The organism is Xanthobacter lutulentifluminis (genome assembly GCF_043194675.2).
GTDB lineage: Bacteria > Pseudomonadota > Alphaproteobacteria > Rhizobiales > Xanthobacteraceae > Xanthobacter.
In genome coordinates, this window is the sequence record NZ_CM195525.1 from 3584755 (window position 1) to 3605976 (window position 21222).

The following is a 21222-nucleotide window of genomic DNA, read 5'->3' on the forward strand; positions in this document are numbered from 1 at the left end:
TCAGCCCTCCCTGACGGCGACGCCGGACGCGGCGCCTTCGAGCTTGACGTCCATCGGCTCCGCGCTTTGCGGCGCCGGATCGATGCGCCGCGCGACGCGGGAGAGCTGCGCCAGCGACAGCACCATCACGCCCACCACGGTGAGGAACACGCCGAGGTCGAAGGCGATGGCGGAGGCGACCTCGAACGTGCCCACCACGGGCCAGTGCAGATAGCCGAACGTCGAGGTGAGGAATGGCCGGCCGAAGGCGAAGGCGGCGATGCCGGCGAGCCCGGCGATGGCGACGCCGGCGCCGATCATGGACTGGGCGTCGACCTTCATGCGCTCCGCCGCCCAGGCGTAGCCCGAGGCGATGTATTGCATGATCAGCGCGATGGCGACGACGAGCCCGGCGACGAAGCCGCCGCCGGGCTGGTTGTGCCCGCGCAGGAAGATGTAGGCCCCCACCACCAGCGACAGGGGCAGGAGGACGCGCGTCGCCACCACGAGGAGAAGCGGGTGGGCATCCCGTGATTCCTCCCGCGGCAGCATCGCCTTGATGCGCCGCACCGCCGCGCCCTTCAGCGTCGGATCGAGCAGGGCGTAGATGGCGAGCGCAGCGATGCCGAGCACGATGATCTCGGCAAAGGTGTCGTAGCCGCGGAAGTCCACCAGGATCACGTTCACCACGTTGGTGCCGCCGCCTCCGGGCTTGGATTGGGCAAGATAATAATCGGCGATGGAGGTGCCGTTGCGCGTCATCACGGCATAGGCGAGGCTCGCGACGCCCAGCCCGGCGAGGCCGGCGATGGCGCCGTCGCGCCAGCGTACGGCCCGCCGTTCCTCCGGCGGCGTCGTCTTGGGCAGCAGGTTGAGGGCGAGCAGCATGAGGATCGTGGTCACCACGTCCACCGAGATCTGCGTCAGCGCAAGATCCGGGGCGGAGAATTGCAGGAAGGCCAGTGCCACCACCACGCCCACCACGCCGGTGAGGATCAGCGCCGTCAGCCGCTCGCCATGGAACAGCAGCACCGCGCCGCTCGCCAGGAGGAGGGCGAGAAAGGCCGTCGCGGCGGGCGCGGTCACCGGCAGCATCGGCCGGGTGCCGGCGCCGTGCGTCGCGCTGAAGAAGCCGTAGCCGCCGACCACGACCAGCGTCGCCACCGTCACGCCCATGTAGCGCGACAGCGCGCCGTTGTGCAGGGCGGTGAGGCTGCGCCGGCAGGCCACCACGAGGGCGCCGGCGGCGACCTCGAACATGGCCTTGGCATCGAGGCGCGGCAGGCGGGCGCGCACGCCGTCCGCGCCGCGGAAGGCGAGGACGAGCGCCGCGCCGCCGGCAAAGGCGACGATGCTCATGACGAGGGCCGGCGTGATGCCGTGCCACAAAGCGAGGTGATAGTCCGGCACGGGCCCGCCGATCACCGCAGCCGCGGTCAACGCCACCAGGGGCCCGGCCACGGGACCGGGAAACAGGCCGATGGCGATCACCGGCACCACCAGCACCGCCACCGGCAGCCACATGCCCAGCGGCGGGTCGTGGGGGTGGTGGGGATAATCGTGCCGCGCCGGCCCGAGGAAGGTGCCGATGGCGAAGCGGGCCGAATAGGCCACCGAGAAGACGGCCGCCAGCGTCGCCAGAACGGGAAAGAGGAAGTCGAGGCCCAGATAGGACGTGTGCGCCGCCTCCTCCAGCATCATCTCCTTGGAGAGGAAGCCGTTGAACAAGGGCACGCCGGCCATTGAGGCGGCGGCGAGGAGCGCCAGCGTCCCGGTGATGGGCATGAGCGCCATGAGGCCGCCCAGGCGGCGGATGTCGCGGGTGCCGGCCTCGTGGTCGACGATGCCGGCGCTCATGAACAAGGCGGCCTTGAAGGTGGCGTGGTTGATGATGTGGAACACCGCCGCCACCGCCGCCATGGGCGTGCCGAGGCCGAGCAGCATGGTCATGAGGCCGAGGTGGCTCACCGTCGAATAGGCGAGCAGGCCCTTCAGGTCGGTCCGGAACAAAGCGATGGCCGCGCCCATGAGCATGGTGACGAGCCCCACCGGCGCGACGATGAGGAACCAGGCCTCCGTGCCCGCCAGCACCGGCCACAGCCGCGCCAGCAGGAACACGCCCGCCTTCACCATGGTGGCCGAATGGAGATAGGCCGAGACCGGCGTCGGCGCCGCCATGGCGTGGGGCAGCCAGAAATGGAACGGGAACTGGGCGGACTTGGTGAAGGCGCCCACCAGCACCAGCAGCAGCGCCGGCAGATAGAACGGGGAGGCGCGCACCATCTCGCCGCGGGCGAGGATTTCCGTGAGCTGGTAGGAACCCGCCGCCTGCGCCACCAGCAGCAGGCCGGCGATGAGCGCCAGCCCGCCGCCGCCGGTGATGACCAGCGCCATGCGGGCGCCCTGCCGGGCCTCCGCGCGCTTGGTCCAGAAGCCAATGAGCAGGAAGGAGGTGAGGCTCGTCAGCTCCCAGAAGACCAGCAGCGCGATGACGTTGTCGGACAGGACCACGCCCACCATGGCCCCCTGGAACAGCAGCAGGTAGGCGAAGAAGCGGCCCATGGGGTCCTCGCGCGACAGATAGAAGCGCGCGTAGACGATCACCAGCAGGCCGATGGCGAGGATCATCGCCGCGAAGAAGAAGCCCAGCCCGTCCGCGAACACGGACAGGGAGAGGCCCATGGACGGTACCCAGGAAACGCCCGCCCTGGGGGCCGCGCCCGAGAACACCGCCGGCGCGTGGGAGAGGAGCAGGGCGAGGGCGAGCAGCGTCACGCAGCCGGTCGCCGCCGCACAGATGTTCCGCCCGGAGCGGATCACCAGCGGCGGGATCAGGGCACCGACAAAGGGAATGAGGATTACAAGAAGCAGTGTCACCGTCGAACGCCTCGTCACGCCTGGCTTTGGTCAGGTGGATGAGGCTCTGCGAGCCCCGATGGAATGTGGCGACCCTGTTTGGTCGGAGCGCCCCCGATATGGTTCAAAGGGCAGGACCGACGGCGCGGCTGCGCTAATGGTACAGGAAGATACAGGATTTCGGCGCGCCAATGAGGCTCTGCGTCGTCGATCCGAAGAGGAATTCCTTGAGACCGCGATGGCCGTAGGCGCCCATGACCAGAAGCTCGACCTCGCCATGGGTGGCCAGCATGCCGATGATCTCCGCGGGGGGCTCCGCGGAGCCGATAGGGCGCGGATCGGCCTCGTATCCATGGAGATGAAGGTAGGCAGACGCCTCGGTGGCCAGCCGTTCCGCGTTCTCGAGGTTCGAATCGACGGAGGAAACCTGCACGCGGCGGCCTTTCCAGGCGCCGACCAGCACGAAGAGCTGGAGCGCGCGCATGGCCGGCAGGCTTCCGTCATACGCGATGAGGACGGTGCCTTCGGAGGGAAGCTGATCTGGGCAGACGAGAACCGGACGTGGGGTCGTGAAAAGCAATTGGTTCAAGGTGTCGGAGTTCCGCTCGCGCTGTGTGCCGCGAAAAGTGACATCGTGGCCAGTGACAACAAGATCGGACGTCGCGCTTGCGGCCGTCACCTGTTCAAAGGGGTCGCCGTCGAAGCTGATGCTTTTCGGCATGATTCCATCGCCGGCACACTCTCTCTCAAAGATTTCCGAGACACGCCGGCGCGCCTTCTTGGCCTGAGCCTTGAGGCCCGTTTCCATCTGCGTGTGATAAGCGGCACCGCCAATGGTGCCAGGCATGGGCGCTTCGATGAAGGACAGATCAACGCCTGACACAGATGTGATCCCAGCGTCCTGCGCCTTGACGATCCGCCGGGCATATGCGCTTGCCACGGCACTGGAGGGGCTCTCGCCGAGCAGGACCAGCACGTTTTTCAGCATTGAGGATTCCCTCTGCGGATCGTCGTCCCTTCGGACAGGCTGTCAGCCATCTCTCTGAAAACCTCGTCTTCGTCCTTCTAACACGAGACGCAACGTTACGCGGAGCCCAGGATGCGTCACGGTGCGGCAGATGCCATACTTCGCGCGCGAAGTCTTCCCTTTCAGGCGTGCCGCGCACCCCAAGCGGCAGCAAGCCGCTTCTCCACCTCCACGATGACCAGCAGCGCAACGCCGACCGCAACGATGGCCATGCCATCGCCAAGCGATACGGGACGGCTGCCGAAAATCGCCTGCATCGGCGGGAGATAGGTGAAGGCGAGTTGCGCCCCGATCACGGTGGCGACACCGGCCAGGACGGCAGGGGTGCCGACCACTCCCTGCCAGGTGAGGGCACCCCCGTGCACATAGCGGACACTGAACAGATAGAAGACCTCCAGCACCACGAGCATGTTGACCGCCATGGTGCGCGCCGTTTCGACCGATAGTCCGCGGGATGTGGCCCAGATAAAGATGCCGAAGGTTCCGGCGACCATCAAGACCGACACGAACAGGATGCGCCACAGGAGGCGGCCCGAGAGCAGCGGCTGCCGGGCGGGGCGCACGGGACGCCGCATTGCCCCGGGTTCCGTCGGCTCGAAAGCGAGGGTCAGGCCAAGCGCGACGGCCGTGATCATGTTGACCCAGAGGATCTGCACCGGCGTGATGGGAAGCGTGAGGCCGAACAGGATCGCCAGGATGATGGTGGCGGCCTCGCCGCCGTTGGTGGGCAGCGTCCAGGCGATCACCTTGGTGAGGTTGTCGTAGACGGTGCGCCCTTCGCGCACGGCGGCGACGATCGAGGCGAAATTGTCGTCGGCGAGCACCATCTCGCTCGCTTCCTTGGCGGCCTCGGTTCCCTTGCCGCCCATGGCGACCCCGACATCCGCACGCTTCAGCGCTGGCGCGTCATTTACCCCGTCGCCCGTCATGGCGATGATCGAGCCGTCCAGCTGGAGCGCCTCGACAAGGCGGAGCTTATGCTCGGGATTTGTGCGGGCGAAGACGGTCGCCTCCCGGGCGTGCCTGCGGAACGAGGCGTCGTCCATCGCATCGAGGTCCTGGCCGGTCACGCACGCCGGATGGTCGCCAAGGCCGAGCTGGCGTGCGATGGCGCGTGCCGTCGCCGCGTGGTCGCCGGTGATCATCTTGACGCTGATTCCCGCCGCCTTGCATTCGGCGATCGCCGCGACCGCCTCCTGTCGCGGCGGATCGATGAGCCCCACCAGGCCGAGCAGCGTGAGGTGATGAGCGACCTCGGCCGGTGAAATCTCTTGTGTGCCAGCCTCCAGGGGGCGCCATGCAATCGCGATGACACGCTGGCCACTGGCGGCGAGGGCATCGATCCGGTCGTGCCAGACGCGGGGATCGAGCGGCTGTTCGCCGTCGCGCGTCGCCACATGGCTGCACATGGCGAGAATGCGTTCAGGCGCGCCCTTCACATAGGCGACCACCGGCGGCTGCACGGTGCCGCCGTGGAGCGTCGCCATGTAGCGATGCCGGGAATCGAAGGGGATCTCATCAAGGCGGGGGAAGCTGGCCCGGACGGCCGTCGCCTCGTGCCCGGCCTTGATCGCCAGCGAGACCAGCGCCCCTTCCATGGGGTCCCCGTCGACGCGCCAGTCCTCGCCGTGTTGACGCAGGTGAGCATCGTTGCACAGCAGGGCGGCAAGCGACAGATCTGCCAAGATCGGATCGCTGGCGGGATCGAGGGGGGCGCCAGCCTTGGTCCGGAAGCAGCCCGAGGGCGCATAGCCAGCGCCCTCGACCTCGATCTCTCGGTCGGCGGTGACCACCATGCTCACGGTCATCTCGTTGCGGGTGAGCGTGCCGGTCTTGTCGGAGCAGATCACCGAGACGGAGCCAAGCGTCTCGACGGCGGGCAGGCGCCTGACGATGGCGTTGCGGCGCGCCATGCGCTGGACGCCAACGGCGAGCGTGACCGTCATCACCGCGGGCAGGCCTTCGGGGATGGCAGCGACCGCAAGGCCGACCACAACCATGAAGGCTTCATCGAGGTCGTAGGCCTGGGCCAGCATCGCATAAGCGAACACCAGAGCGGAAATGCCGAGCACGGCAATGGTGATCTGGCGGGCGAACCGGTCCATCTGCCGGATGAGGGGCGTGGTCAGCTGCGTCACCGCTCCGATCATGGTGCTGATCCGCCCGAGTTCGGTGGCGGCGCCGGTTGCCACGACGACGCCGATCCCCTGTCCGCCGGTCACGAAGGTACCGGAGAATGCCATCGACAACCGGTCACCAAGTGCGGCGCCGGCATTGACGGATTGAACGGATTTGTCGACGGGAACGGATTCTCCGGTCAGGATCGCCTCGTCCACCCTCAGGCTGCGCGCCCTGACGAGCCGCAGATCCGCCGGCACCCGGTCGCCTGCCTCGAGCATCAGGATGTCGCCAGGAACGACCGCGTCCGCTCCAACCGTTACACGGAGGCCGTCGCGGACGACCGAAGCGTGCGGGCCGATCATCGCGCGGATGGCATCCAGAGCCTTCTCGGCGCGACCTTCCTGAACAAAGCCGATGATCGCATTAATCAGCGTGACGGCAAGGATCACGAGAGCATCCGTGCCATGTCCCATCGCCGCGGCGAGCGCCGCAGCGGCGAGCAGGACATAGATGAGGAGATTGTGAAACTGCAGCAGAAAACGAATGAGGGCACTTTGCGCGGGCCCCTGAGGCAGGCGGTTGGGACCATAGGTATCGAGGCGACGCGTTGCTTCGCGCTCGGAGAGGCCGTCGACGTTCGTGTGAAGCGCGTCGAGAACCGCGTCGGGCGCGACGGCGTGCCAGGCTGAGTCGGGTGCGGCCGGCGGTATATTCACATCAAGCACTTCGCTCGTTTTGTGCATGCCGTCTAGCTCCGTCAGTACGACCGTTGACGGGATCACCGTCCCTCCTTCGAGAAGCGTCGGTGGGCCGTCGCGATTGCGACCGCTGATAAGTCACTTCAGCGTCTTCTATATCATGCGAACCGACAACACTCGGCTACGTTCTCCGAGGAGCCGACCGCTTCGTGGGCTGGCGCCGCCTGCGATGCGCTCGGCTTTCTGCGAGGTCGCGCTTTATGTGCCACCAATTGACTGTCGATGATTGTAGGCGGCGGGCGCCCCGCTGTGAGCGGAGCGCCCTTGGCCGGTCATCGTGACCAGATGAGCCTGTGCTCGCCCTTGTCGCCCTGAACGAGGGAGGCGTAGACCGGGGCGGTGAAGGACGGATCGTCGAGCTTGAGTGAGAGGTATTCGGCGCCCGTCTCGCGGGCGGTCCGGCTCCAGCCGGCTCCGAACTCGACGCCGTTGGCGGTGACGCGATAGTCGGGCGCCTTGTCGTTGTCGCGGTCGCAGGGCTTGATAGTGGCCTTGACGTTAAGGGTGAGGGTCTTGATCGTGCCAGCGAAGGCGCCGTTGTCGTCGCGGATGAAGGTGCCGATCTGAGCCATTGTCGTATCTCCTGAGAGTTGCCCGAAGCCGCCCAATGCGACCTCGATGGCGGTCGAGAGGCGCCGGACCGGACGGCTGCATCCACCGGGGTCCCCGGCGCGCTTGCGCGATGGGGTGGTTCTTAGGGCCGCAGCGTGAGCGGAGGACGGTGGCAGCCGAGCTTGTTGGCTCGCGAGGAATGACCGCTCGCGGTCAGGGGAAGAAGGTCGGCGGAGCCGTTGCAGGCCAAGGCCGGGCCGGCGCCAGACCAGCCCACAAGAGAGGCCGCCTGGGGGTTTCGCCGCATGATCGGCAGAGGACGATGCTGGCAGTCGGCGCCTCATCAGCATGCTCAGCGCCGCCGGTACGTCACCCTCCCGCCGTCACGGTCATCATGCTCCCGACCCAACGACACCAACCGTGCCCGACACGGCACAGACCATGGCCGCGTTCGGATCGGCCAGGCAGATCGCCTGTCGAATGGAATACGGCCGAAACCTTCGCTTTGCTCGCCGCGCCGGGCGCTCCCGGCGTGAACAAGCAGACCGAAGGAAAACACGGTGACAAAACGAAAGCGCAGACACCGCCGAAGTGTCGATGTCCGGATCAACTGGCTGCAACCGCATGTCCATGGCTTCAAGGACTGGCTCACCCAGAGGAATTACTCGCCGGCGACAATAACAGAGCTGGTGCGTCTGCTCGCCCTGTGGGGCGATTGGGCGCGCACCTCCGGCTTCGAAATCGAAACGCTCGCTTCCGGTCTCAAGGCTTCGGCGTTGGTGTTCCGGGGCAGCAAGACAGCTCGGGCCCCTCAGGGTGCCGCCGCGCTGTTCCTCTCCTATCTGCAGGAAACGAGCGTCCTGCCCCCGGAGCGGTACCCGTCGCTAGAGGAAACTTGGCCGGCACTTGGCGCCTTCCGTTGCTGGATGCAGGAGCAGCGCGGTATCCAGGACTCCACGCTAGACACCTACCAGGCGATCCTTATCGACCTGTTGGCCTCGCTCGGCACCGATCCCACCGCGTATACAGCTGCCGCGGTGCGCGACTTCGTGCTCGATCGGGCAAAGCCGCACGGGCGTGGCCGAGCGCAAGGCATCACCGTCGCCACGCGCGCCTACCTCAAATATCTGGTGGCGACCGGCCAGTGCCCGGTCGGGCGGGAACGGGCGATTCCGAGCTTCGCGAACTGGCAGTTGGCGACGACGCCATGCTGCCTCGGGCAAGCTGACATCGACCGCCTCCTTGCCGCTTGTGACGGCGAGGAGCGCCTGCGCGATCGGGCCGTCATCCTGCTCCTGGCCCGACTGGGCCTCAGGGCCAGCGAAGTCGCCAACCTCGACTTCGATGAGATCGACTGGGCGAACGGCCGTGTGACCCTTGCCGGCAAGGCGCGGCGTGAGGAGCGCCTGCCGCTGACCCAGGAGATCGGGGACGCCATCCTCGCCTATATCGAGCGGGCGCGGCTACGGATCGCGACGACGCGGGTGTTCCTGACGGACACCGCGCCTGTCCGCCCGCTGAGCCGGATCGCCGTGAAGTGCATCGTGCGCCGCGCCCTCGACCGGGCCGGCGTCAAAAGTGTCCATCGCGGCGCCCACGTTCTGCGCCACTCCGCCGCGACGTCCATGCTGCGCAACGGCGTCAGCCTCGCCGGCGTTGGCGCCGTGCTGCGGCACCGCTCGCCATCGGTCACGGCACTCTATGCCAAGGTTGGCATCGGCCTCCTGTCGGAGATCGCGCAGCCCTGGGGCGGGAGGCTGCCATGCTGAGCGCCGATGCCAACCGCTACATCACTTTGCGCCGCACGCTCGGCTACAAGCTGGTCAAGGCCGAACGGCATCTTCGCGCCTTCGCGCGCTTCGCCGCCGAACGAGGCGAAGCGCATATCCGCACGGCATCCGTTCTCGCCTGGCTGGCGACAGTCGCCCGGACGCCGGGCGCCCGTGAGCGGCGTCTGACGGACCTCATCCTGTTTGCGCGCTTCCTCCATGCTGAAGATCCTCGGCATGAGATCCCGCGCGCCGACCTCGCGCCAAGCCGGAAAGCGCGGCCGATCCCCTATATCTACACGCCCGACGAGATCGCCCGCGTCCTCGATGCCGCCGGCAGGCTCCGGCGTCAGAAACCCAATCCCCTGCGGCGCGAGCTCTACGTCATGCTGTTCGGGCTGATCGCCGCCACGGGATTGCGCGTCTCGGAGGCCCTTGCGCTCAGGCTCGACGACATTGGGCCTGATGGTGTGCTGCACATCCGCGAGACCAAGTTCCGCAAGAGCCGGCTCGTGCCGCTGCACGCGACGGTCATCGGGGCGCTCGAACGCTATCTCGAGGTCCGCCGCCAACGCGCCGGCGAAAGCGACTGGTTGTTCCCATCCGTCCAGCACAGGCAGCTGTGCCCGACGACTGTGAACTATACCTTCCGTTGCATCCTGCGCCGGGCGGGGATCGCGCCCGAGCGAAGCCGGCAGCCTCGCATCCATGATCTTCGTCATACCTTCGCAACCCGGGTGCTGGAACAATGCGGCGCCGAGCGGGGTGTGGTCGCCCGGCACTTCGTCGCCCTGTCGACCTATCTGGGCCATGCCGATATCCGGAACACCTACTGGTATCTTGAGGCGACGCCGGAAATGATGGCGGATATCGCTTCGGCTGCAGAAATGCTGGCCGGGGAGAGCGTCGCATGACGAAGATCGCCCCTCTCATCACCGCCTTCCTGCGCGATTACATGCCTCTCCAGAGAGGCTACAGTCTACAGAGCTGCGAGACATATGCGTTCAGCTTCAAGATGCTGTTCGACTTCGCCGCGAAACGGCTGGGCACCCGTCCGTCACGGCTGACGATCGAAGACCTCGACGCGCCGATGATCATAGCCTTCCTTGGCCATATCGAGCAGGAACGCGGCAACAGCGCTTCCACACGTAACCTGCGGCTCGCATCCATCAAGACGTTCATGCGCTATGTGGAGCACAAGGTGCCCTCCGCCTTGGAGCAGATCGGCCGGGTTCATGCGATCCCGAGCAAGCGCCACGACCAGAAGCTCATCCGACATCTGACGATGGAGGAGGTCCGCACGATCCTCAACGCCCCTGATCTCGCGACACGCTCGGGCGTGCGCGACCGGGCGATGATGCACCTGTGCTTTGCCGGGGGCCTGCGTGTCTCTGAACTGGTCGGTGTTCTCACCGAAAACCTATCGCTTCAGCACGGCGCAAGCGTGATGATCCGGGGCAAGGGCCGCAAGGAACGCTGCCTGCCGCTCTGGAAAGACACCGTACGGGATCTACGCGCATGGTTGAGCGTCAGGGGCGCTGTGCGCGTGTCGGAGCTCTTCGTCAACGCCCAGGATCAGCCGATGACTCGGGCTGGGTTCGAATATGTGCTCGACAAGCATGTCGGCAAGGCGGCCGAGACCTGCGCATCGCTGCGTCATCGGAACGTCTCGCCACATCAGCTTCGGCATAGCTGCGCGGTCGTCATGCTGCAGGCGACCCATGACATCCGGAAGGTCGCCCTGTGGCTTGGTCATGCCGATATCCGCACGACGGAGATCTATCTCCGCATGGACCCTTCTGAAAAGCTGGAAGCGGTCGAGGCGGTCGTCCCGCCAGAACTGAGGCGTGGCCGGTTCAAGGCACCGGATGCGCTGATCGCTTCCTTGCTCGCTGACCTGGAGGAGGCCCCGGCCGGATCGGAACGGGTCCGCGCCTGAAGCGGCTCTCTCGCCCAATCGGCCTGATCCTGCACCGGCATCGTGCCCGACATGGTCCATGCCGTGTCGGGCACGGTTGGTGTCGTTGGGTCGGGAGCATGATGACCGTGACGGCGGGAGGGTGACGTACCGGCGGCGCTGAGCATGCTGATGAGGCGCCGACTGCCAGCATCGTCCTCTGCCGATCATGCGGCGAAACCCCCAGGCGGCCTCTCTTGTGGGCTGGTCTGGCGCCGGCCCGGCCTTGGCCTGCAACGGCTCCGCCGACCTTCTTCCCCTGACCGCGAGCGGTCATTCCTCGCGAGCCAACAAGCTCGGCTGCCACCGTCCTCCGCTCACGCTGCGGCCCTAAGAACCACCCCATCGCGCAAGCGCGCCGGGGACCCCGGTGGATGCAGCCGTCCGGTCCGGCGCCTCTCGACCGCCATCGAGGTCGCATTGGGCGGCTTCGGGCAACTCTCAGGAGATACGACAATGGCTCAGATCGGCACCTTCATCCGCGACGACAACGGCGCCTTCGCTGGCACGATCAAGACCCTCACCCTTAACGTCAAGGCCACTATCAAGCCCTGCGACCGCGACAACGACAAGGCGCCCGACTATCGCGTCACCGCCAACGGCGTCGAGTTCGGAGCCGGCTGGAGCCGGACCGCCCGCGAGACGGGCGCCGAATACCTCTCACTCAAGCTCGACGATCCGTCCTTCACCGCCCCGGTCTACGCCTCCCTCGTTCAGGGCGACAAGGGCGAGCACAGGCTCATCTGGTCACGATGACCGGCCAAGGGCGCTCCGCTCACAGCGGGGCGCCCGCCGCCCACCCTCGCAATTATGCGGAGCAGAACCCCGCCGAAACCGGCGCCAACACAGATCTCACAGGTCAGCGTTCCGCATAATCCCGCTCTCCGCATAATCGATGCGGCCGACGAAGACCCGGTGGCTGGGAGCGTTTTCGCCGCTGGCACGCCCGTCAGGAACGATGCGAACCTTCTTGGCCTGGAGGGAGAGGGTGACGATCTCGCCGGTGAACTCGTTGCCGGACTGCTGGAAGGTGCCGATGGTAGCCATTGTCGTTCTCCTGACTGTTTGCCGAAGCCGCCCTGTGCGGCCTCGATAGCGGTCGTGAGGCGACGGTTGGGCCGACTGCATCCTGTGGGACCGCAGCGTCAGCGGAGGACGGCGGCAGCCAAGCTTGTTGTCCCGCGAGGAATGTGGCGAAGCCGCAGGGGAAGAAGGTTGGCGAAGCCGTTGCGGGCCGAGGCCCGACAGGCGCCAGACCAGCCAGAAGAGAGGCCGTACAGGGGGATTCTGCATCGGTCTCACGGGAGCGATGCCGACCATCACCCTTCAGCTATGCATTTGGCATCAGCGGCGGGATCTGCCCCACGCCATGAACTTCAGGTCTGAGCCCAACTCCTGATCCGCGCCTTGCACGTATCAACCTCACATCCGGTCGCCGCTCGAGCGGCCGCACCATAATCCCGCCTGCGGCGGCAAGGGCTCAGGAGGACGAGACCAGTCTCGATGACGGCGTTCAAAGCCATGCCGCAATGCGGTCGTCCACCTGGTTCCGGCGAGGCTGATCAGGCCCTGGCCGAACTCGTATGCGATCAGATCGTCATGGCCGGACCACCGCGCCTTCGATCACCACGCCGGCGCTGGCGTACTTCCACAAGGCCACCACAAGCTTGCGAGCCAACGCGGTGATCATCACCTTCTTGAAGCGGCCGCTATTCCGGGCGACGCGCTCGTTGAACCAACGGCTGAGCTGAGAGCCGGGCTGGTGCCGCAGCCAAAGCCACGCCATCTCCAGCAAGGTTGATCGAAGGCGTGGGTTCCCGGACTTGCCGATCCCCTGTTCCCGGTCGATCGACCCACTCTGCCATGGCGTTGGTGCGAGCCCGGCATAGGCCGCCACCTGCCGGCGATTGTCGAAGTGCCGGAACAGGCCTTCGCCCCAGAGCACTGCCGCAAACTCCGGCCCGATGCCGACGACCTTCGACAGCATGACCACCTCGCGCGCAGACTGCCGTTCTTCGGCGAGCATGGCATCGCGCTCAGCTTCGACGACCCTGATCTGATCGAGCAGCAGCTCCATCCGGTCTAACTCGCGCAGGACCTGGCGCTTCATGTTCTCGGGCAATTCCCGCCCATCGCCAGTACGAAGCGCGTCCAGCCGCTCGCGGCGCTTGGGACGTAAAGGGTCATAGCCGGTAATGCCCTGCGAGAAGAGCAGACCCTTGATCCGGTTGCTGTGACGGATGCGCTCTTCCATTAGGACCTTGCGCTCCCGCACGATGCGGCGGCGATCCTCTTCGTCGGGAGTTGGCACGCGCAGCATCGAGCACACCCGCGGTTCGCCGCGCTTGAACGCGAGCAAGGCACGGATCAACGTCTCGCCATCCAGTCTGTCCGTCTTCACCCGCCGCTTGCGGCGTGATGTTGCAATCGACGCAGCATCGACGATGTGGCTTTCGTGGCCCTCTGCCTGCAACACCCGGTGGACCCAGAAGCCGTCGAGGCCCGCCTCCTGAATAATGACGAAAGGATAGTCACGACCCGACCGGTCTCGCGCCTTGCGCTGCAGGTGAACAAGCCGGTCGAGAAGCCCTGCAATATCGCCACCGGGGACGGTGTGCCGTGACAGCTTTTCGCCGGTGCCGGGCGAGATCGACGTGAGCAACCAAGTCTTCTTACTCAATTCGATCGAGACGAAAATCGCCTCCAAGTTCTGATACGTATGCTGTCTATGAGTTTCACCCTGCATCATCTTCCTGCTCCTTTCCGTAACGGGATTGACGTCCACCAGATCAGAACAGGTTGCCGCCACTACTCATAGGATCTCGATGGGGGTCGGCAGACCGGGGACGATCGGCCCGCAACATCCGGCGAGGACTTTTTCGCTTCGCGGTGCAAAGCCGGCCCTGGCCGGCGGCGGGAAAAAGCCGCAGGCGGCGTGTTGCGGGTTCAAGATCGAGGTGACGCCCGCGTCGCCGGTCTTCGGTCAGACCCCTGCCTATCGAGGACGAGATGGACGTGGTTTGAGACAGGCGGACAGGAGGAACAGCCCGATAGCTGCAATCGGAACGACGCTTTCACTGCCACCGCCAAGGGCTTCTCTGAGAGGGCCGGACAGGCCCTCAGCCTCACCGGCGGGGGGAAGTGATCGGTTCTCCCTGACGATCGGCCGGCGACAATGAGAGGGGGCCGAACCCTCTCCGCGCCCTGCCTGCCACCGAGTTCGGAGCGGCGTGCAAGAAACGACATTGCTCCTGCGTGGGGCCGTGGCTGCCCCGCCTCCTCAAGCACAGGGACGATGCGGGCTTTCCCGATCCGTTCGATGCAATGCGGGCATGATCGAGACCGGCATCGGGAGGCAGGATCGTCCTCATCCCGTCCCGCCGCGCCGCCGAGTGACGCCGGCCGCCACAGGGAAACCCTGCGAAAGCGGAGGGCTTTATCGTGGGAATGCCCGCCGCCGTTGTCCCGCGCGTCAGATGGGATAATCGGACCACCTCGTCGAACTCCATCATGGAGCGCGGTTGCTGCGACTCCGAATAGAGGCATGATGCGGACTGACCGGCAGAGTGATCGTGACCCGTATGGGCCGAAACCGCTATGGCGGGTTCGGCCGTAGGCGGCATGCGGCCGGAGATAGAGTACGATCGCGCACAGCGCGTCTGCCCCAAGGGCACACCCGAAAGCCCCTAGAATACCAGTTTGATTCCGGAAACCAGCAAGAGCAACGCAAGGATTCCACGCAGCCAGCGGTCCGAGAGATATCGACTTCCGACGAAAGCTCCTATCGACCCACCTGCGGCGACAGCAACAAGCCACAACGGCAAGGAAGTAGGAACCTGATCCCAATAGAAATAGGCACCCAATAAGGCTGCGGCCGAGTTCATGAGATTGTAGACAGCCGTGGTCGCTGCGGTTTGATGTGCTGTTCCCCAGTTCATGGCGAGGATCGCTGGTGCGAGGAACACGCCGCCTCCGGTTCCCGTAGTTCCGGAGACGAAGCCAATGACCGCGCCGGTCGATAGCGCACCCCAGAACGGTGGCGCTGACGGTGAGGCTGCCCTTGTCCCGCCCTTCCTGATAGCAGATCGCGCCATCTGGAGCGACGACAGTATGAGGATTATCCCCACAACCGGATAATAGACCCCTTCGGGCAGATGGATGGCACCGCCAAGCAGAGAGAAGGGAAAACCGAGTACGGCAAAAGGATAGACGTTCCGCCAAGACAACCGCCGCGCCCGGATGAAATAGAAGGTGCCTATTGCTGCGACGAGGAGGTTTAGGGCAAGTGCTGTCGTTTTCATGACCAGTGGCGAAAAGCCGGCCAACGCCATCGCCGCGATGTAACCCGATGCTCCGGCCTGGCCTACCGCCGCATAGATCAGGGCGATAACGAGGAACGCCATCCCCAACCAGATTGCTTCATTCTCCAATGTTGGCAACGCCCCGTCTTCACATTCCTGCTTGGTTATGCCCGCAATAGCCAGTTCAACCAAGCGAAGGTTCGGGCCAGGTGCCTCTCTTCATTGACTGATTTGAACAAGGCGGTCGTGCCTTGATGTCCGAGGTCCGATTATAGAAGGGATTGTTACCGGAGGCGAAAACCCGGAAGGGGCTTCGGGAGCCACCGCAGGAGGCGTAGAGCCCGACCCGAAGGGCGATGCCTAGCATCTCAAAAATATAGGGGGTGAGAATTTGTCAGCGTTGGGATAATTGCACTGATGTTCGATCATCACGTCTTTCGCTTCGCTTTACGCTTCGTCGCAATTGCAGATACCTCGCGGATGACGTCATGGGGATCGAAGCCGATCGTTTCGGCCAACTCAAGGAACTCGACGACATCGATGCGACGGCCGCCGGATTCGATGGCGGCAACGACGGACTGGTATCGGCCGAGCGCTTCGGCCAGATCGGACTGGCTCATGCCGGCCTCCCGGCGCTTGTCGACGATGAGCTGAACCAGACGCATATGCCTTGGCGAGCGAAGCGTTTTTTGCATATGCCCTGCCGGTCATTGACGAAACCGGCAGATCAATTAAACCGAAATACAGATAACCAGAAAATCTGGTTAGCCTTGGCACGACGGATTCCGGCATGGATTCTCGATTGTTGGCGGACCGACATCCAGCGCTAGGTCAGCTTTATCGCGTCTGGCTTGCGCGCGGTGAAGGCGCAGCCATGCCGCTGGCTGGAAATATCACCGAGCGTCTGGCCGATCTGGATGATGTGATCGTCGTGATCCGGCGCCCGTCCGAATCGGATGAGCCGCTGAGGATCGAGCGCAGCGGCAAGGATGTCGACCGGCTCTATGGAGTTGCTTTGGCCGGCGAGCCGGTCGGCCGGCTCACGCCGTCGAGCGCGGATGCGGACAATGAGGCGGCCATCGTTCTCGCATCCGGGCGCACGCTGATGATGGAAGACCAGGCGCAGCTTCCGGGTGGGTCTGCCCGCATCGTCCGGCTCTATTTGCCGTTTGCCGACGAGGCCGGCGCTGTGGCGGGCGTTGTGGTCGGCATCGTCAAGGCCGCCTGAAATCCGCAAAAGCGGATTTCAGGAAACGGAGCGATCATCATTGCGATCGCTGCTCGATATAGCTTCTCATGGTTATGGTTCCTGCTCTCGCGCAGTCGAGGTCTCCGGCCGCGCCGTACCGGCGCGGCCGGAAAATTCTCGATGCTGTCGAGAGACTGGCCGGAACCGCCGAAGCGGCTCCGGCCGTTGGGCTCACTCGGCGGCGTGGTTGAAGGCTGCGCCGTCCTCGACCGTGCCGGTATCGTCGCGACTGGCTGCGGTCGGCGCATTTAGGACCGCGCCGGCTTCAGCCTCCGGGGCATCCAGCCATGCGGGCCGTTCGGTGCGCAGGAGTGCGGGGAGCCATCCGGTGGCGGCGACAAGCTGCTCGGCGGCTTCCGCCATGGGCTGCTTTTTCATGCCGGCGATCCGGTCGGCGGCCTCATCGCTGACGGCTTCCCGCACGGCGGCGGCGATGTGTGCCTTAGTCACTCGACTGAGGTAGGTCCGTGCCGTGGGCGTCCAGTGCGCCGTCATGTCGAGGGCAAGCGCGGTCGCTAGCCGATCCGCTGTCTCATGGACGCGGGGCTTGCGGTCCCAGGGCAGCCTCACCGCATTGACGGTGAGTGAAGCGCAATGGGCAAACAGCGCCAGCACGCTCGCCTGATCCAGCGCGGCGATGAAGCCCCACAGGTCAGCCACATCGCACGGCATATCCGCTGCCCATCCGGCATGACGATCCGCTAGTGCCTTCGCCGGCGCCGTGTCCTCGATGCCGTCCGCGTGCCCGGTGAGGGTGCTGCTCGTCGGCCGGATTTCGAGGCACGTCGCTTCCGCGCCGCGATAGAAGGTCTGCGCGGCGAGGGCATGGGTGACGACGACCAGCGCCATGTCCGGCTGCTCACCAAGGGCGAGGCGCAGGCCGAGCGTGCGGTGAGCGGTGAGGTCCCGCACGAGAAGGTCAGAGAGCGGCTTGCCCGCATCCTCGGTATCCTCGTCCTCGGCGTCGAGCGCGGAAACGGGGTTTCCATCCTTGTCATCCGTGCCGTCCTCGATGATCTCGCCATCCTCGGTGACGCGCATGTTCTCTGCGGTTTCTTCCGGCTCGGGCTTCTCGTCCCCGGCCCGGATGAAGCCGCGCTCGATGCGGGCAGTGCCGTCATGCGACAGCACGACCAACACGCCTCCGCGCGCGACGTCGTCCGGGTCATAGATGTGCCGGAGCGCGTCTATGCGCTCCATGTCCGCTTCAAGCACCCCGAACCGCTCGTCCGCCTCCGGGGGAAGCTCCTCTGCGCCGTCCCATTCCTCCGACAGCCGGTTGTATTCCTCCTGCGCGGCGGCATAGGCGGCGGCATCTTCCTCGGAAAGCTCCACCGGCTGCGGATAGGCGCGGCGCTGGCCGTGGGCATGGGGATAGTCGATGTGGACCGAGACCCACTTCCAGCCTTCCGCCTGAACCTCGGCGCCGATCCGCTCCAGCTTCCCGGTGACGAGCCGGTCCAGCAGCGCGGCATCCTCGTAGAAGCCGCCGCGATCCTCGGTGAATAGGTCGCGCAGGATGGTGCCGCCCGCCTCGGTGTATTCCTCCGGGCCGACGAAGATCGCCCGGCGATCCGTTGCCGGAATGTGTGCCTTGGTGAGGTCGCGGCGGATGATCCACGGCTCGCGGTTGTAGGAGAGGTTCGCAAAAACCTGCTCCTGCCGCCCGTGATCCTCGGTGAGGGCGAAGGCCATCAACTGGTCGAGGTTCAAGCCGCCGTCGCGGTACACCTGCAACAGCTTGGGGCTGACAGCGCCGAGCCGCAGGCGCTGGCGCACCACATGCGCCGTCACGCCGAAGCGGGCGGCGATCTCCTCCGCTCCCCACCCGCGATTTTCCGCAAGCTCGCGGAACGCCTCGAACTGGTCGGCCGGATGCATCGCCTCGCGGGTGACGTTCTCGTCAAGGCTGATCTCGTGCGGGTCATTCGCCGTGTCGATGACGCAGCGCACCGGCTCGGTCTTCCTGATCTCCTTGCGCTTCACGCGGAGAAGCTGGGCAAGCCTGCGGCCTTCGCCCACCGTCACGAAATAGCTGTCGGTGGGCTCTCCCGCTGCATCAAGCTCGGGCTCCACCACAAGGTTTTGCAGCATACCCTTGACGGCGATGCTGGCGGCCAGCGCCTCGATGGTCGCTTCGCTGTGCGGGGTCTTGCGGGCATTGCGCGGCGACTTCTTCAACTTGTTGAGCGGAATGAAATCCGCCGCGCCGCTCGCGGCCTCCGCCTCCGGTGCGGGCAGCGCGCCGACGATTTCTTTCGCCGTTTCCCCAATGCTACGGACTTCCGCATCCGCAACCTGATCCGCCATCGTCTCGGTGACGGCCCGTGCCTTCTTCGATGTTCTGGCCATTGTTCCGATCCTTTCTCCGTAAATGCCGAAGGCATGTCCTCCGACATGCCTTCCGGGGGCGCGTGAGCGCGCGGCAGAGAGGGGGGCGGCTGCCGGCGAGCAGGGCTGGGCTGCGCCGCGAGCGGGGTGGATCGGAACGGTTGGGACAATGGTAGCCATGCGCCGCCTTGCGAGCGCGCGGCCCCGCCCTCGCGCAGGCGGCGGTCGCGGGGGAGAGAGGGCTAAGACCATCTCTCCCCTTTCGGGATCGGCAAGGCTTCAGCCGCAGCCGATCAGGACAAAGCGAGCGCAGCTCGCGGTATGGTCTTGGGACGGTGCAGGCGGTGAGGAGCTCAGCCGTTCTCCGTCGGATCGACGCCTACGACCGGCTCTGATCGTTGCTGAGCGAATTTAAACCGATGATGTCAGCCAGCCCGGAGCGTATGAACTCGCCAGCCGTTACCTTCGAGCGCCGCGATCTCATTGGCCTCTAGGTGGTCGAGAGGCATCGCAAGACAGAGCAGTTGGGAAGGCCTAGTCATCCCCACGAAAACGAGGGTCAGTTGCCTGGCGACAGTCTGTCTCTCGCGCCGCCGTGCATCGCCCGTGCCTGTGAGCGGGCCGATGGCTTCCTTCAAATCGAACATCCTTCGGCTCGGCGTCGATAGAACGAGCGTAGCGCTGTGCGTCTCGCCCTTCACACCGTGAATAGTCGAAAGGGCAATCTCAACTGAGCGATCGTCACTGACGTGGCGCACGATGTTCTGCCGTGAGCGGCCGACGACCGCGGCGGCAGCGCCGTCGGGCACCCAAGCGAGGAAGTCGGCGAACGCTTGAGGAGGCGGGGCAAGCATCAAGAGCCTGAGCGCGTTTTCAATCTCCTGGGCGGTCTGCGGCCAAGCGTCTGCATCGCCCGAATCCACGCTGAAACACAGGCGGTGAGCCACCAAGCGTAATGCCAATCCGGCAGCCGGATCGGCGGCGTCAAGCGCGGCCAAAAGGCCCCGCTTCGTCAGTCTTGGTGTCCCGTGGGCAATGTTGCCGCGATGAGCGAGTGCCAACAGGCCGTCCCAGATCGCATCGGCCGCCGGCGCACAATCACAGGCCTCGGTGAGCAACATCTGCGCGCGGCGCGCATAGTCCGCGAGGTTCGAGAAGCTGGCCTGCGAGCCGGCGTGCCCGGCGGCGAAGGGCGGCCAGTAGTCGCCAAGGTGGCGCGGCATGTTCTGGCCCGCCCCAGTCTTGCGACCGGCAACAGCCTTGGCGACAAAGCCTCGGGGAAACCCATCGGGGTATTCTTCAAACAGAAGGTCGCCAAATGCAGGGAGGACCTGGCCGATCGCGCCCTGCTCGAAGGCGAAGATGGTGTGACGCTTCTCGGGCTCGCGGACGGTTCCCTGGATTTCCTGTGGTGCGCGCACGGTGATGGTCGAAGCCGCTCGTGCAATGTGCGTCCCAAAGCGCCGGCTCTGCACCAAGTCGATATAGCCCGCTCGAGGGAACCCAGTGACGGCATCGGCATCGACAACATCGTGGAAGATGGCTTGGTTCTGGTCACCGAAGCGCTGGACGACCGTCTCATCTCCAAAGATCGATGTGACAAATGCATGCTGCAGGGTATCCGTGTCCTGCATCTCGTCGATGAAGACACAGGGGAACCGATTTCGCACGACGTCGATCAGTCCGGGCACATCGCGGATGGCCCGGCTGGCATAGGCGAACATATCTTGGAACCGGAAATATCCATCGTCGGCCATAGCGGACTTGAGCGCCCGGAACGCCCGCCCGGTCGGCGTGCCGGCCTGCGGAAGAGTGGCCTCACAGCCGACAGTCAGGTCAGGTCCTTCGAAACGGAGGGTCGTCAGCAGTGTGTCGGCTGTGGCCGGATGGTTCTGGAGGTAATTGTTGATGTGCCAAGCCTTCGGCCGAGCCCGGATCGCTGCTGCGAAGTGCCCGTCGTCGATAAAGCGGGGCTCACGACCGGAACCGCGTAGAAAAGGGAGGGCAAGGTACTGATGCGCGAACGCTTGGAATGTGCCGATGAAATGAGGGTGACCTAGCAGACGACGACCATGGGCGTCCTTGGCGAGCCGGGCTTCGACTTCCTGCCGCGCGACGTTGGTGTGAGATAGAACACACACACCTTGTGACCGCGAGGTCCACTTTCGCGCGAGGATCGCGAGCTTGGCCACGAGCAAGGTCGTCTTGCCGCTACCTGGAGCCGCCTGGATGTCCACGCTATCCTCGTGGCACAGGGCTCTGAGTTGGGCGTCGGACCCAAAATCGCAACCGAGAAGGCTTTCGACCTCAGCCACGTCGCTG

The 21222-nt window shown here is 65.3% G+C and carries 15 protein-coding genes; 5 read left to right on the forward strand and 10 right to left on the reverse strand.

What is annotated here, in order from left to right; genetic code table 11:
- The 4 genes from V5F49_RS16535 to V5F49_RS16550 all read right to left on the reverse strand — a co-directional run bounded on the left by V5F49_RS16535 (position 1) and on the right by V5F49_RS16550 (position 7313).
- Complete coding sequence (locus V5F49_RS16535; protein WP_394118478.1) at positions 1-2856, reverse strand: monovalent cation/H+ antiporter subunit A; 2856 nt, start codon at positions 2854-2856, stop codon at positions 1-3.
- Between the two features lie 133 nt (positions 2857-2989).
- Positions 2990-3823, reverse strand: coding sequence for a universal stress protein (locus V5F49_RS16540; protein WP_394118479.1), 834 nt, complete (start codon positions 3821-3823; stop codon positions 2990-2992).
- A gap of 161 nt (positions 3824-3984) precedes the next feature.
- The gene (locus V5F49_RS16545) at positions 3985-6726 is read right to left on the reverse strand and encodes a cation-transporting P-type ATPase (protein ID WP_394118480.1); all 2742 of its coding nucleotides are present in this window, start codon (positions 6724-6726) and stop codon (positions 3985-3987) included.
- A gap of 287 nt (positions 6727-7013) precedes the next feature.
- Complete coding sequence (locus V5F49_RS16550; protein ID WP_394118574.1) at positions 7014-7313, reverse strand: DUF736 domain-containing protein; 300 nt, start codon at positions 7311-7313, stop codon at positions 7014-7016.
- Positions 7314-7853: 540 nt separating this feature from the next.
- On the opposite strand from V5F49_RS16550, the gene V5F49_RS16555 reads away from it, so the two are divergent.
- The 4 genes from V5F49_RS16555 (at position 7854) to V5F49_RS16570 (ending at position 11775) form a co-directional block, all read left to right on the forward strand.
- Positions 7854-9062, forward strand: coding sequence for a tyrosine-type recombinase/integrase (locus tag V5F49_RS16555; RefSeq protein WP_394118566.1), 1209 nt, complete (start codon positions 7854-7856; stop codon positions 9060-9062).
- Entirely contained in the window at positions 9056-9976 is a 921-nt protein-coding gene (locus V5F49_RS16560; protein ID WP_394118565.1) for a tyrosine-type recombinase/integrase, read from the forward strand. Before V5F49_RS16555 ends, V5F49_RS16560 begins: the two co-directional genes overlap by 7 nt.
- Entirely contained in the window at positions 9973-11001 is a 1029-nt protein-coding gene (locus V5F49_RS16565; RefSeq protein ID WP_394118564.1) for a tyrosine-type recombinase/integrase, read from the forward strand. Before V5F49_RS16560 ends, V5F49_RS16565 begins: the two co-directional genes overlap by 4 nt.
- A 474-nt stretch (positions 11002-11475) precedes the next feature.
- A complete protein-coding gene (locus V5F49_RS16570) occupies positions 11476-11775 on the forward strand; it encodes a DUF736 domain-containing protein (protein ID WP_394118574.1) in 300 nt (99 codons plus the stop codon).
- A 96-nt stretch (positions 11776-11871) separates the two neighbouring features.
- Here V5F49_RS16570 and V5F49_RS16575 read toward each other — a convergent pair whose 3' ends face one another.
- The 4 genes from V5F49_RS16575 to V5F49_RS16590 form a co-directional block, all read right to left on the reverse strand.
- Positions 11872-12066: a DUF736 family protein gene (locus V5F49_RS16575; protein WP_394118533.1), complete on the reverse strand. Its 195-nt coding sequence runs from the start codon at positions 12064-12066 to the stop codon at positions 11872-11874.
- A gap of 550 nt (positions 12067-12616) precedes the next feature.
- A complete protein-coding gene (locus V5F49_RS16580) occupies positions 12617-13765 on the reverse strand; it encodes an IS110 family RNA-guided transposase (RefSeq protein ID WP_281810084.1) in 1149 nt (382 codons plus the stop codon).
- 940 nt (positions 13766-14705) lie between these two features.
- A complete protein-coding gene (locus V5F49_RS16585; RefSeq protein WP_246429777.1) occupies positions 14706-15512 on the reverse strand; it encodes a sulfite exporter TauE/SafE family protein in 807 nt (268 codons plus the stop codon).
- 236 nt (positions 15513-15748) lie between these two features.
- Positions 15749-15940, reverse strand: a complete 192-nt coding sequence (locus V5F49_RS16590; protein ID WP_337927146.1) for a helix-turn-helix domain-containing protein — start codon at positions 15938-15940, stop codon at positions 15749-15751.
- 170 nt (positions 15941-16110) lie between these two features.
- Between V5F49_RS16590 and V5F49_RS16595 the strand changes: the two genes are divergently transcribed.
- A complete protein-coding gene (locus V5F49_RS16595) occupies positions 16111-16548 on the forward strand; it encodes a PDDEXK family nuclease (RefSeq protein ID WP_183856679.1) in 438 nt (145 codons plus the stop codon).
- A 192-nt stretch (positions 16549-16740) separates the two neighbouring features.
- Here the strand turns inward: V5F49_RS16595 and V5F49_RS16600 are convergent, their stop codons facing one another.
- Positions 16741-18921: a ParB/RepB/Spo0J family partition protein gene (locus V5F49_RS16600; protein WP_183856677.1), complete on the reverse strand. Its 2181-nt coding sequence runs from the start codon at positions 18919-18921 to the stop codon at positions 16741-16743.
- Positions 18922-19325: 404 nt separating this feature from the next.
- On the reverse strand, positions 19326-21215 hold the full coding sequence (locus V5F49_RS16605; protein ID WP_183856675.1) for a UvrD-helicase domain-containing protein: 1890 nt from the start codon (positions 21213-21215) through the stop codon (positions 19326-19328).
- Positions 21216-21222 lie beyond the last annotated feature (7 nt).

What these genes read in the sequence shown, in the direction of transcription:
- V5F49_RS16540 (WP_394118479.1), bottom strand. Translation starts at nt 3,823, where the DNA reads ATGCTGAAAAACGTGCTGGTCCTGCTCGGCGAGAGCCCCTCCAGTGCC.
- V5F49_RS16545 (WP_394118480.1), bottom strand. Translation starts at nt 6,726, where the DNA reads ATGCACAAAACGAGCGAAGTGCTTGATGTGAATATACCGCCGGCCGCA.
- V5F49_RS16550 (WP_394118574.1), bottom strand. Translation starts at nt 7,313, where the DNA reads ATGGCTCAGATCGGCACCTTCATCCGCGACGACAACGGCGCCTTCGCT.
- V5F49_RS16560 (WP_394118565.1), top strand. Translation starts at nt 9,056, where the DNA reads ATGCTGAGCGCCGATGCCAACCGCTACATCACTTTGCGCCGCACGCTC.
- V5F49_RS16565 (WP_394118564.1), top strand. Translation starts at nt 9,973, where the DNA reads ATGACGAAGATCGCCCCTCTCATCACCGCCTTCCTGCGCGATTACATG.
- V5F49_RS16570 (WP_394118574.1), top strand. Translation starts at nt 11,476, where the DNA reads ATGGCTCAGATCGGCACCTTCATCCGCGACGACAACGGCGCCTTCGCT.
- V5F49_RS16575 (WP_394118533.1), bottom strand. Translation starts at nt 12,066, where the DNA reads ATGGCTACCATCGGCACCTTCCAGCAGTCCGGCAACGAGTTCACCGGC.
- V5F49_RS16580 (WP_281810084.1), bottom strand. Translation starts at nt 13,765, where the DNA reads ATGCAGGGTGAAACTCATAGACAGCATACGTATCAGAACTTGGAGGCG.
- V5F49_RS16590 (WP_337927146.1), bottom strand. Translation starts at nt 15,940, where the DNA reads ATGAGCCAGTCCGATCTGGCCGAAGCGCTCGGCCGATACCAGTCCGTC.
- V5F49_RS16595 (WP_183856679.1), top strand. Translation starts at nt 16,111, where the DNA reads ATGGATTCTCGATTGTTGGCGGACCGACATCCAGCGCTAGGTCAGCTT.
- V5F49_RS16600 (WP_183856677.1), bottom strand. Translation starts at nt 18,921, where the DNA reads ATGGCCAGAACATCGAAGAAGGCACGGGCCGTCACCGAGACGATGGCG.